Source organism: Cupriavidus sp. D39 (genome assembly GCF_026627925.1).
GTDB lineage: Bacteria > Pseudomonadota > Gammaproteobacteria > Burkholderiales > Burkholderiaceae > Cupriavidus > Cupriavidus ulmosensis.
Genome location: NZ_JAPNLE010000001.1, coordinates 482,699 through 494,713, shown reverse-complemented (window position 1 = coordinate 494,713; position 12,015 = coordinate 482,699). Strand labels below are relative to the sequence as shown.

General features: G+C 62.6%; 7 protein-coding genes and 5 pseudogenes. 9 read left to right on the top strand and 3 right to left on the bottom strand.

Annotation, left to right across the window (positions count from 1 at the left end):
• The first annotated feature begins 48 nt into the window (after positions 1–48).
• Positions 49–1,372, top strand: a pseudogene (locus OMK73_RS02545) (IS4 family transposase).
• Between the two features lie 189 nt (positions 1,373–1,561).
• Here OMK73_RS02545 and OMK73_RS02540 read toward each other — a convergent pair.
• A pseudogene (locus OMK73_RS02540) lies at positions 1,562–1,888 on the bottom strand (LysR substrate-binding domain-containing protein); the annotation flags it as partial.
• A 404-nt stretch (positions 1,889–2,292) separates the two neighbouring features.
• Between OMK73_RS02540 and OMK73_RS02535 the strand changes: the two are divergent.
• From OMK73_RS02535 to OMK73_RS02520, 4 genes and pseudogenes are all read left to right on the top strand, one after another.
• Positions 2,293–3,915, top strand: a complete 1,623-nt coding sequence (locus OMK73_RS02535; RefSeq protein ID WP_267600552.1) for an EAL domain-containing protein — start codon at positions 2,293–2,295, stop codon at positions 3,913–3,915.
• Positions 3,916–4,521: 606 nt separating this feature from the next.
• Positions 4,522–4,914, top strand: a pseudogene (locus OMK73_RS02530) (IS21 family transposase); the annotation flags it as partial.
• Positions 4,904–5,688 (top strand): annotated as a pseudogene (gene istB, locus OMK73_RS02525) (IS21-like element helper ATPase IstB). The pseudogenes OMK73_RS02530 and istB, both read left to right, overlap by 11 nt.
• A 246-nt stretch (positions 5,689–5,934) precedes the next feature.
• Positions 5,935–6,282 (top strand): hypothetical protein, encoded by a 348-nt coding sequence (locus OMK73_RS02520; protein WP_267600727.1) that lies wholly within the window; start codon positions 5,935–5,937, stop codon positions 6,280–6,282.
• 215 nt (positions 6,283–6,497) lie between these two features.
• Here the strand turns inward: OMK73_RS02520 and OMK73_RS02515 are convergent.
• Positions 6,498–7,696, bottom strand: a pseudogene (locus OMK73_RS02515) (tyrosine-type recombinase/integrase).
• 157 nt (positions 7,697–7,853) lie between these two features.
• Here OMK73_RS02515 and OMK73_RS02510 point away from each other — a divergent pair.
• Positions 7,854–8,930: a DNA-binding protein gene (locus OMK73_RS02510; RefSeq protein WP_267600550.1), complete on the top strand. Its 1,077-nt coding sequence runs from the start codon at positions 7,854–7,856 to the stop codon at positions 8,928–8,930.
• Between the two features lie 257 nt (positions 8,931–9,187).
• Entirely contained in the window at positions 9,188–9,433 is a 246-nt protein-coding gene (locus tag OMK73_RS02505) for an H-NS histone family protein (protein ID WP_420715436.1), read from the top strand.
• Positions 9,434–9,640: 207 nt separating this feature from the next.
• On the opposite strand, the gene OMK73_RS02500 is transcribed toward OMK73_RS02505, so the two are convergent.
• Entirely contained in the window at positions 9,641–9,880 is a 240-nt protein-coding gene (locus OMK73_RS02500; protein WP_267600549.1) for a hypothetical protein, read from the bottom strand.
• Between the two features lie 62 nt (positions 9,881–9,942).
• On the opposite strand from OMK73_RS02500, the gene OMK73_RS02495 reads away from it, so the two are divergent.
• Both OMK73_RS02495 and OMK73_RS02490 read left to right on the top strand, forming a co-directional pair.
• The gene (locus tag OMK73_RS02495; protein WP_267600548.1) at positions 9,943–10,338 is read left to right on the top strand and encodes an NYN domain-containing protein; all 396 of its coding nucleotides are present in this window, start codon (positions 9,943–9,945) and stop codon (positions 10,336–10,338) included.
• Between the two features lie 487 nt (positions 10,339–10,825).
• Positions 10,826–11,584: a tetratricopeptide repeat protein gene (locus OMK73_RS02490; RefSeq protein ID WP_267600547.1), complete on the top strand. Its 759-nt coding sequence runs from the start codon at positions 10,826–10,828 to the stop codon at positions 11,582–11,584.
• Positions 11,585–12,015: the final 431 nt, after the last annotated feature.

Sequence of the window (12,015 nt, the reverse complement as noted above, 5' to 3'; positions counted from 1 at the left end):
GTGGACGCAGTGGTGGAACGCTTTCTCGAACACAGCCCGATCAGCGTGATGGCGCGCCTGGGGTTGCAACGCGCCCTTGATCCGGCCTGGATCGACCAGTTGTTCGAGCAAGAGCGTGAAACGCAGTACACGCGGGAGCTATTGTTCTCGACGACGGTGGAAATCATGTCACTGGTCGCCGTGGGGCTGCGCCCGTCGGTGCATGCGGCGGCCAAGGCCAGTCCGGCGTTGCCGGTTTCCATCACCGCGCTGTACGACAAGATCAGCCGGACCGAGCCCGGACTGGTTCGTGCCCTGGTGCAAGGCAGCGCGCGGCGGCTGGGGCCGGTCGTGCAACCGATGTTGCGCAAGCAGCCGCCCTCGGTGGACGGCTATCGCCTGCGCATCGTGGATGGCAGCCATTTGCCGGCGAGCGAAAAGCGCCTGAAACCATTACGTGGGTTTCGGGGCGCGGCCTTGCCGGGGCAGTCATTGGTCGTCTATGACCCGGACACAGCGATGATCGTTGATCTGGTGCCCTGTGAAGATGCGCATGCCCAGGAGCGGGCCATCATGGAAACCCTGCTCGCATCGGCTCAGCCGGCCGAGCTGTGGATCGCCGATCGCAAGCTTCAGCACCCGGGCGATTCTTGCCGGCTGGCAGCGTCGCGGCAGCGCCTTCATCGTGCGGGAGCACGGCCGCAATCCGAGCCCCAGCGAGCTGGAGCCGTTACGCGAAATGGGCCGGGTCGAAACCGGCATCGTGTACGAGCAAGCGGTCAGCATCCCAGATGAATCGAACGCGCCGCTGGTGCTGCGGCGCATCGAGCTACATCTGGATGGCGCCACCGAGGACGGTGACACCGTCATCCGCCTGCTGACCAATGTCCCGGCCGCCCATCTGACGGCCGAGGCCGTCGCCCGGCTATACCGGCGACGCTGGAGCATAGAGAATATGTTTCAGCGGCTGGAATCGGTGCTCAACAGTGAGATTCGTTCGTTGAGCCAACCGCGCGCGGCGCTGCTGGCCTTCGGCGTGGCGGCGCTCGCGTATAACGTACTGAGCGTGATTGCGACTGCGGTGAGAATCCGGCATGAGCTGGATACCAGCGACATCGAGCTCTCACCGTATTACCTCGCCAGCGAAATCCGGGCAACTTATGCCGGCATGATGATCGCGGTGCCGCCCGAGGTGTGGCAGGCCTATGACCTCCTCACCCCAGCTCAGCTCGGTCGCGAGTTGATCAAGATGGCGACGCACGTTGATCCCCGCGCGATGCGCAAACATACGCGGGGACCGAAAGCGCCGAAGAAGAAAGGCTATGTGGCCGGATGCGTAGCACGGCGGCATGTTTCTACCGCCCGTGTCATCAAGGCTGGACGTGTCGTCTAATCACCTTGAAAGGGGTGGGTCTTAAACGTGGTCGCAAGCGGCGTGCCGCTGGGTCCCACCGTACGAGGCGGGCTTGCGATCAGACTCCTTACTCTACTGGATTTTCATGCGTAGGCTCTTGGGCCACGAAATGGTTCGCTGGTTATTTCGACCACGCTACCGTGAAGTTACTTCCTGCGATTGTGAATGTCAGTCTTCGTCCTGAGGTGGCTTGCCAGGAAGCGCCCAGATTCGCCGGCCCTCATCCACCGCGCGCTGCACCACGATGCGTGGCAGCACCGTGGCAAAACGCGTGGCCTCGACGAACTGCACGATGGTGCCGAGGATGTCGATCTCGAATTTTGGCTGCAGCGTGACGTCTTCGATCTGCGTCGCGGCGTCCAGCACGCCGCGCAAGCCATGGCGTTTGGTGGGCAGCACCAGTTCCAGCCCGGGCAGCTTGGTGAGTTCCACCGCCGCCGGCAGTTCCGGGCCATGCTCGGCGCTGGTGGCCAGCACCATTTCCTCGTCTGCTAAGTGGGTCGATTAGGTATCAACGAATCTGTGTAATGTGACTGAGCGTATCATCTTTTTTGCTGCGGCAGGTCTCGGAAAGCCTGGCCGATATATGGGGAAACCCTTATCTTTGACGTGCTGTGAGGCAACATGTGCCCACTAAGGACCGCCCTGCCTGACATCATCGAAAGTGATTAACACAATCAAAAAACAATATTAGAACTAATACCATATTCTCACTAAGCTCCTGTTCAACGTTGCATGAACCGGCGGATTCGCCCACCGGGAGCCCACGGTTTGCGCACGTGCGATGCCTTTGGGTCCGACGCGAACAGATGGCCCCAAACAAAATGGAACGACAGACTGACCCTCCCCGCCCGAAAGATGCCGGCGCCCGACAGCCTGCACCGCCTCACCTTGGTGACATGCTTGATAGCCTGAGCGATGGATTCATGTCGATAGACAGATCGTGGCGCTTCACCTATCTCAACCATACAGCTGAACGATACTTGCAGCAGGAGCGGCAAAACCTGCTGGGACGCGACATCTGGCAGTGTTACCCGGACTTGGTGGACTCCGGCTACTACCGCGTCTATCAGCAGACGGCGACAACTGGACTCCCCGGTCGGCATACTGACTATTACGCACCGCTCGACACCTGGTTTGAGGCTCGCTCATTTGCCCACGACGATGGCATTACGGTACTCTTCCGTGACGTCACGCGCGAACACGAGCACGCGGCGCTGTTGGAGTTTGAAGCTAGTCACGACTATCTGACTGGTTTGCCCAACCGGCGCAAGTGCATGGAAGCGCTATCAGGCGCGGTCGCTGAGGCTGCTTCAGCAGATTTTACGCATGGTGCTTCCCTGGCGGTGCTGTTTATTGACCTGGACCATTTCAAGGAAGTCAACGATGCGTTCGGTCATGCTGTCGGCGATGATCTGCTGCGCGGCTTTGCGAAAAGGCTAGTCGCAATTCTCGCACCTGAATTTTTCGCCGCGCGCGTAGGGGGCGACGAGTTTGTTCTGCTGTTACGCAATACGACCGAAAGCACGGCAGAAGCGTTCGCGCATGCAGTGCTCAGTGAGCTCGCAATGCCATTCGAAGCATGCGGAAGATCCGTCTCCCTGTCGGCTAGCATTGGCATCGCGCTACTGAGAGAAGCGCCGGAATCAGCCGAGGCATTGCTGAGTCGTGCCGACACGGCCATGTACGCAGCGAAGTCATCTGGCCGATTTCAGGTGCGCGCGTACGATGGCGCACTCGACCGGGGCATGCGTGACCGCCTTGCCTTGCGCATGGATCTTCGTGAGGCGTTTGCCGCGAACCAGTTCGAGCTTCATTTCCAGCCTCAGATAGCACTCGCGGATGCTTCCCCAATCGGTGCTGAGGCGCTTCTTCGCTGGCGTCATCCTGAACGAGGATTGCTGATGCCGCACGCATTCCTGGATGTGTTACTTGAGTCCCCATATGAAGGCGCCCTCGTCGAATGGCTACTCAATGCAGTTTGCCAGCATATCGGTGCATGGCGACAGCTGGGTGTATCCATACCGCGGATCAGCCTCAATCTGTCGGCTCGGCAACTTCTCTGTGGGGGACTTACAGACATGATTCTCCGTATCGCGAGGGCATACGAAGTCTCCCCCGCAATGCTCGACATTGAAGTCACGGAGGACAGTCTGGTGAGCGATATCGAAAAGGCAACGTCCGTTCTTGCCGCGCTGAAGCTAGCCGGCATATCCACATCGCTGGACGACTTCGGCTCTGGATACTCCAGTCTCGGCTATCTGGTCCGACTGCCCATCGACACTCTGAAGATCGACAAGTCGTTTGTTCGAGCGCTGGTTGATTCGGAGAAGGCGTCGGCGATCATCCGAAGCATTGTCGGTCTCGCTCGTTCGCTGGGAATGAAAACAATCGCGGAAGGCGTCGAGTGCCAACGCCAGGCGGCGGAGTTGAAGGATGCCGGATGCGATGCCATTCAGGGCTATCTAGTCAGCCGCCCGCTTGACTCGGAGGCCTTTGCGGAATTCATGCTGCGTGTGTGATAGCGCCAAACGGACATTGTTCGCGGGCCGTTGGCGCGGTGAGAGTCGCCAGCGTGAATTGATCAGCCCGATCCCCGACGCTTCACCTTGGCTGGAGGCGTCACTTCTTGGAGGGGCCTGCCATGTGCGAGGTCACCTTGATTGGCATGGATCTCGGAAAACATGTCTTTCCTTTGCATGCCCAGGATCGCGGCAGGCACGAAGTGTGGCGCAGAAGGTAACCCGGAAGCAATTGATCCTCTTAATGAGCAACTTTCCAAGTTGCACCATCGTTTTGGTGGCCTGCGCCGGATCGCATTGCCCCACGCGTGTGCCAGCACTCGGCCACTATGCGAAGCTAATCGTGTTGATTTGCATCCAAACCTGACCCAGGTAAGGCTGGTTTTTGCATCGAATGTTGACCCACATATAGAACACTGTCCTGCTCGGGAACGGGCGGGAGTTCGGAGTGATCGACGTGGCCATATTAAGCATCATTCGACGCTGGCATCTTCGTGATCAGATCTCGCTGCGCGAGATCGCCAGACCCTGGGCATCTCCAGGAACACGGTCAGGCGCTACCTGCGCGCTGATGTTACGGCACCCGCCTACCCGGCCCGCCACTGCCCGGGCCGAACCCTGTACGACTGGCGCCACTATCTGGCGGTGCTGCAGCGCAAGCCAAGGGCGCTGCGCAATGGCGCACCGTTCGGCGAGCTGCCGGAGGGCTTCCGACGCTTGCAGTCCACCTTGCTCAAGCGGGGGGGCGGCGACCGGGAGATGGTCGAGATCCCGGCACTGGTGCGGCTGCGCGATGAGCAGGCGGTGCTGACTGCGGTGGAGCTGGCCCTGGAGGCACCCTCCAAGCAGACGATCCTGCTCATCCTGAGCCGTCTGCTCGAAGGCGAGCCCGTCCCACCCATCACGACGCCTCAGGCGCTCGCCCTGCAGGTCGAGCCCCAGGCCAACGTCGGCCGCTATGAGCGGCTGAGAGATCGGGAGGCGCATCATGCAGCATGAGGTCGTGATGGAGATGCTCAAGTCGCTGAAGCTGCACGGCATGGCGCAAGCCCTCGGCGATCTGGCGGCGCAGGATTCGCCCGCCTACCAGGCTGCCGTAGCCATCCTGTCTCGCCTGCTCAAGGCTGAGCTAACGGAGCGCGAGGTGCGCTCGCTGGCCTATCAGATGAAGGTCGCCTGCTTCCCGGCCTACCGGGATCTGACCGGTTTCGACTTCAGTTGCAGCGTAGTCAACGAGGCCCTGATCCGGCAGCTACACCGCTGCGAGTTCCTGGAGTCCGCCCACAACATCGTCCTGGTGGGCGGCCCAGGTACCGGCAAGACCCATCTGGGCACGGCCATCGGCGCGCAGGCGGTGGAACACCATCATCGCCGGGCGCGCTTCTTCTCGACCGTGGAGCTGGTCAACGCGCTGGAACTGGAGCAGTCGACTGGCAAGCCGGGACATCTGGCTACGCGGCTCATGTATGCCGATCTAGTGATTCTGGATGAACTCGGCTATCTGCCGTTCAGCCAGACCGGTGGCGTCTTGCTGTTTCATCTGATCAGCAAGCTGTACGAGCGCACCAGCCTGATCATCAGCACCAACCTGAGCTTCGCCGAATGGGCCGCCGTCTTCGGCGACGCCAAGACGACCACGGCGCTACTCGACCGCCTCCTCATCACTGCCACATTGTAGAGACCGGCAACGATAGCTATCGTTTCAAGAACAGCACGACCCAACCCAAGAAGGAGAAACGCACCAGCAAACACCCATCACCAAGCGACACCTAAACAGCCTCTCGGGTGGGTCAATATTCAGTGCAAATCCCAGGTCAGGATTCCGTGCAAGTCAACAGTATGTTGCTATGGATCGACCGAACGCAGCTACGGTCGCGCTGCTCCTAACGCGCGTAGTGTTGCCAAAGGACGCTTGGCTTGCAAGCCGGGATACGAATTTAGACTGGCCAATGCATGGGCTGCCTAATTAGGGAGACCATTCAGCATTGAATGGCTGCAACCCACTCCGATCATCCTCCTATGAGATCCCGATTAGTATTACCCAGATGGAGTCGTTTCTATATCCTGGATGCGGAGAACCGGCCTGTCCAGGTGTTGGACCAGGACGAGTGGTCGCGCTGGATGGCTGAAAACGAACTGATCTTCCGCCGCACGCTGATGGAAGACTGCGGCGTCGTGGTCACTACCCGTTTCCGCGGGGTGTCAGAGCCAGCACCTAAGGACACACCGCTGTTCGTGACTCGTGTTGTTGGGAAGGTGGCGGAAGAAAACGAGAGCTACGGAGCCTGCACGCTTGAAGAGGCGCTGGAGCAACATGAACAGCTAGTGCAGAAGCTCATTCGCGCATTGCGCGCCGCTCATCGCTAGATTGAGCCAGGATGTGAGCCGGCGCGAAGGTGTTCGGAATCCGTCTCCGCTTGCCTCAACGCATTCCTGCCGCCCATGGCAAAACGGCGCACCTGAGCGGTACGCCGTTGGAAAATTCACAATCTCGTTGGAAATTCCGCGTCATGAAACGGGATGTTTTCCGTAAGCTCTTGCGCCCGGCGGAAATAAGAGGAAGGCCAGCAGGGGAGCTAGCCCTAACGCGTCCACCCGATCCGGTGACGTTCCTGCGTAGCTTCGTGCCGCGCATCGTCTTCCGTATGCAGGTAGGCGCTGGTGGTCGAGATGGACGCGTGCCCGAAATTGTCCCGCACGAAACGCAGGTCCACCTGCTGGTCCGTCATATGCGACCCCGCAGTATGCCGCAGCCAGTGCGCCGAGGCGCTGGCCAGCACCGCGGCCCGGCTTTCCCAATCCGGTCCGCGCGCGCGCAGGCGCTCGGCCGCCAGCGCGAAGATCTCCTTGAGCACCAGGTGAAGCGCGCCGCGCGACAAGGGTTTTTCCTTGCCAATGACCGGTAGCACGATGGGGCGATCCTCGCCTGGCAATGGCATCGGCGGCAGGCCGTAGGCGGCGCGATAGCGCGCCAGCTCCACCATCATTTCGTCCGTGGCCGGCACCAGCCGCGTCTTGTTGCCTTTGCCCGTCACCTCCAGCCACCAGCGCTCCAGGCCCTGGCTGTCACGCCGGCAAAAAACGCCCCCATGCGCGTGCTGGCCACCTCCGCCGCCCGCAAGCCCCCCAGGTACAGCACGGTCAGCAGCCAGCGGCAGCGCGCCGCGTGCAGGCGGTCGCGCTCGGTCGCACGTTCGAGCGTGCCCGGCATGGCGTCGATGGCGTCCTTGACCGCCTGCCACATGTCGTGACTCAGGTAGCGCGTGATGCGCGGCTTGGGCGCGCCGCGCCGGCTGCGCGCCAGCGAGAGCGGATTGCCGGCCAGGTAGCCGGCGTCGACCAGCCAGGCGAACAGGCCATTGAGGATCACCAGGGTGTGGCGCGCGCTGACCGGGGAAAGCGGCCCGGCGAACGGCCGCCACGCGGGCGCGTCGCGCGCCAGCTTCTTGCGCGACGCCATCACCCAGCGCCAGGCCGGCTGCGGATCGGCCAGGAAGCGCTCGTATCGCAGCAGATCCTCATGGGTGAGCGACGACAGCGGCTTGCCGTGCTGCATCACGGCCCACAGCAGCAGCCGCTCCACCTCGCGCCGATAGGTCTGCAGGGTGGCGGGGGTGTCGGCGTAGCGGGCGAGCCAGGCCGTCACTGCCGCCAGATCGTCGGCGGCCGCGATCTGCGGGGTGCCGCCGCGCGCCCGGTTGCTGCCGGCGGCGCCGGAGAGTTCGGCGGGCAGGCGCAGGCGCTCGAGCGGGGTGGCGGGCAGGGCGTGCAGGGCGGGCAGGGGAGGGCTTCCATCGGGGCAGCGGGCGGCATGGCGTGAGTGTAGCCATCATTATAGACAGAATGACACTTATGTCTAAAGATTTAGAAATTTACTCAAATAATTAACGTATTACGTAGTAATATTTATCGAAAGTGATCTTGTCCGCCGCCCAACCATGACCGCCAGCCCCGCATCCACGCCGCCCATGCCCAGTGAGGCCGCTCCCGACGCCGCCCTGCAGGCCACGCTCGCCGCCGACGTGGCCACGCTGCGCGCGCAGTTCCCCGACACCCGCGCGCTCTACCGCGAGGTCTGCGCCCTGTTGTTCTTCCGGTATGGCATCACGCCCACCGCCAACAAGCTCTACGGCCTGGTGCGCAAGGGCAGCATGGGCACGCCCACCGAGGTGCTGGCGCAGTTCTGGCAGGACCTGCGCGACAAGATGCACGTGACCATCGCGCACCCCGAGCTGCCGGACGCCCTCAAGGCGATCGCCGCCAATGCCGTGCAGTCGATCTGGCAGGCCGCCAACGAGGCCGCCGCCGGCGAACTGGCCGCGCTGCGGGCCGAAGCGCGGTTGCAGGCGAGCGAGGCGCAAGCGCAGCGCGACCAGGCGCGGGCCGCGGTGGTGGTGGCCGAGCAGGAGACGGCGGCAGTGCAGGCAGACTTCGATGCCGCCCAGCAGGCGCGCGCGGCGCTGCAAGGGGAACTGGAAGCCGAGCGCCAGGCCCACGCGGCCGCGCGGGCGCGTCACGAGGAGGGCGTACGCCAGGTCGAGGCGCTCGAGCGGCAGTTGCTGGAGCTGCGCACCCAATTCTCGGCGGAGCTGGAGCGCACCCGCGAGCAGGTGGCCGTCGCGCAGGAGCGGGCCAGCGCCACCGAGCGCCGCGCGCTGCGCGAGATCGACCAGGAGCGCACGTTGCGCCAGAAGGGCGAGCAGGCGCTCGCGGACCTGCGTGCTGAGCTGGCGGCGGTGCAGGCGAGGGCGCAGGACGCCGCCGTCGCCGGCGCCGAGGCGCGGGCGCGGCTGCAGGCTGAGCGCGATACGCTCAGTCGGCAACTGGCGGAGACAGAGCAGGCGCTCGGGCGAGGGCAGGCGGCCCAAGACGGGCTGCGGGCGCAACTGGAAACGGCAGTACGGCGCGCCGAGCGGGCCGATGCGCAAGCCACCGCGACGCGCCGCCTGGCAACGACCAGGCGCCAGGTGCCAGCGACCAAGACCAAATTGAAGTTCAAGGCGGGGCCCGCTTGACGGTGCGTCCGAGGACGAGGATTTGTCCACCGCGCCACGGGATAAACCTGTGGACAAATCGCGCGAGGACCAGATGCCCGGCGGGCTGCTCTGGTCCGATTAATTTTTGAGCGGCGGGGTGACCACGTGATTCCCAACTCCAAGCGAGCGGGTTGCGTTACACCAGCGATCCGCCGGAACATTGTTGAAGCCCAACGGTCTTTGAGACGACAACGCAGGATCCTGCCCCGCAGCTACCTCAAATCTGTGCACCTAGAATGATGTCGATCGAAATCGAGCGCGCCGAAGCGATTACCTGGATCCGCATCCAGATGGCCCAGCACGGCCTGACCCTGGAACATCTGCAGGCCGCCGGCTGCTTTGCCGAGTCGCCTCCGCCCCCAACGCCTGGGGCGGTGCGCTACCGCAACGGGCAGGGCTGGGACGGCCGCGGCGCCATGCCGGACGGCTGCAGCGGGCGGTCAACGCCGGGGGATGGGGGACATTTCCGCGTCGATTCGTAGAGATCAGTCGCTTGTTGACATAGTGACTACTTCCGTACGACAATTACTTATCCCGCCCTTGGCAGTAAGCCGTCCCACCCATCCTGGACGCGCCGAACCCTTGGGCGTTTTGCATTCCAGGGCCACTGTTCTGCCCGATCCCGACCGGATATAGCCATGCCGACAGCGATCCTTATCGACGGCGCCTACTTCATCAAGCGATTCCGGTCACTCGACCCGGAGCACGCCTACGATGCCGCTCGTGTTGCCGACTGCGCTCATCAGTGGGCTTGCGCTCACCTCGTGCCCCAGCGGCGCAATGGGGCGCCGGCTGGGCGCTCGCGCGAACTGTACCGGATCTTCTTCTACGATTGCCCGCCGCTGCAGAAGAAGATGCACCATCCACTCACCGGCAAGGCCATCGATTTCGGCAAGTCCAATGAGGCCGTCTTCCGGCTGGCGCTGCATGACCACCTGAGGGCGAAGCGCAAGTTAGCTCTGCGCTTAGGTCATTTGTCGACCCATACGAGTTGGACCATCAGGCCCGACAAGATCGCCGATCTACTCAAGCGCAAGATCACGTTGGACGAACTGCATCCCGACGACGTCCGCGTGGATACGAAGCAGAAGGGGTCGACATGCGCATCGGCATCGACGTCGCGTCCCTAGCGTTCAAGAAGCAGGTCGACCAGATCGTGCTCATAGCGGGCGATGCGGATTTCGTACCGGCCGCCAAGCAGGCGCGGCGCGAAGGCATTGATTTCATCCTCGACCCGATGTGGCAGGCGATTCCTGAAGGCCTGCAAGAACATATCGACGGACTGCGCTCAACCTGCCCACGACCCAATCGCGGGCGTCAAGCCTTACAGCCGGGGAAGGCCGTACCGCTGGCAGACCCCCAAGGGCCCGAGGCGGGCGAAGTCTAGGTGCTTACTCGCTCCTTTATAGGACCATGTCAGGCTGCAGCTATTACTGAGACCGGCGGCAATTTCAGCGCTCCTGCGCAAATGGAGGGTCGGCCGGTACTCGTGTTACGCCGAGCGGAACGCTTCTATGGTGCGCACGCCTGTGCTGTCGGTGCAACGCGGACGCTGGCGGGTGAGGGCGTCGTGCCGATTCTCGCGGCTGGAGCGTGCCGCAGGCGCATGTGAGCATTCCGAATGCTCTACGAGAGATGGCCGGGGTTCGCAAATATCTGAAGCTTAAGATATTTGCATTAGGCCGACCCTCGAATACTCGCCAACGCGCGCACATGAGGAATTCTGCGACGTTTTCCTCCTGCACTTAGCCGGCAGAACGATCAGAACAGGCCGAGGGAATGCTGCCAGAGGGCGGACCGCCGTGTATCCGCGCAACCGTTAAGGTGGCGGATCGATGCTGCTAGACTGCCCGCTCTGCGCAGCGGAGGAAAGCATGGAATTGGAATCGGGTGTTGTAGCGCTCGGGCGACTAATGGAAGGCGATTTCGACGTCGACGCCACACGTGCGACCGAATACCTTGCGGGGGAGTTAGTGGCCGGAGCCATCACACCCCAGGTTGTCAACGGGCTCGCCTACCAGCTCTTGGACTCCGCGAATCCAGTCGGGGAGGCGGCGGCACGCCGACTTTGGGAAACCCTTTCCGAGGGGCCTTCGCCATTTCCCGAAGCCCTCGCCAACCTGGCCATCGCCTGCCTGAATAGCGCCGGTGGGAATTGTGATGCCGCGTACGCCAATCGCCTTTTCGAGAGGATCCTATCCATTCCAAGCGCGCCCGCGCAAGTCCGTCTGACAGCACTGAGCGGTCTCGGGGACAGTCTAATGCTGGGACGCGGCGCCCAGGTGGATCGCCACCGCGCGCTGGCACTCCACGAGGAAGCCGCGGGCCAAGGGATCTCATCGGCCGCGATGAACGCCGCAGTAACTTGGGACGATTATCCCGGCCAGAGCCGGGATAATTTGCCACCGATCGACTATGAGAAGGCGGCCCATTTCTATGGCCTCGCGGCGGCCGGCGGGATTGTGCACGCGACGGCGCGATTGGCCCTACTGCATCTGCATGGGCGACACTCCGCCGCCGATGCCAATCACGGGTTTTCGCTCTTGCGAAAAGCAGCAAAGCGCGGCGATGCGGCGGCCCGGGCAGCGCTTCAGGAGATTGCGGAACGGATGATGTCATCAGCCTTCCCGTAGACCTTGATGTTGTGACGCAGGCCGGGTGATAGTAAGGCGCGTCACGCGCGCATGGCTCGTCGCGCCATGGCGCGGGCGCGAGCGGAATGGTGGTCAGCCCAGGCGATGGGGTGACCGGCTTTCCAGCTCACAGCGCTTCGAGCCGCGGGGCATCCATATTGCGGCGTCGCTGGCTTGCGGAATCCTGTTTGCGATAGTCAGCGCCTGCCCGCCACCAACCTGTTAGAGCCCGCAAAAGAAAAGCCCTCTGCCGGGCAGGCAAAGGGCTGAACGTCCAATGAAGAAATCGGGCAGCCGTCGCGAGTCTGGGCGGCGACAATCATTTTGTCCGGTCGTGTTTGTCGGCTCAACTTTAGACATTCAGGCCCGCTCAACGAGCGGGTTGGAAACGGATTCAAGAAATCGAAAAATGCTTGACATGGGGCAATGAT

Bases quoted from the DNA above. Each gene is read 5' to 3' on its own strand.
- OMK73_RS02535 (WP_267600552.1), top strand. From the start codon at position 2,293: ATGCTTGATAGCCTGAGCGATGGATTCATGTCGATAGACAGATCGTGG.
- OMK73_RS02520 (WP_267600727.1), top strand. From the start codon at position 5,935: ATGAGATCCCGATTAGTATTACCCAGATGGAGTCGTTTCTATATCCTG.
- OMK73_RS02510 (WP_267600550.1), top strand. From the start codon at position 7,854: ATGACCGCCAGCCCCGCATCCACGCCGCCCATGCCCAGTGAGGCCGCT.
- OMK73_RS02505 (WP_420715436.1), top strand. From the start codon at position 9,188: ATGATGTCGATCGAAATCGAGCGCGCCGAAGCGATTACCTGGATCCGC.
- OMK73_RS02500 (WP_267600549.1), bottom strand. From the start codon at position 9,880: ATGCAGCGCCAGCCGGAAGACGGCCTCATTGGACTTGCCGAAATCGAT.
- OMK73_RS02490 (WP_267600547.1), top strand. From the start codon at position 10,826: ATGGAATTGGAATCGGGTGTTGTAGCGCTCGGGCGACTAATGGAAGGC.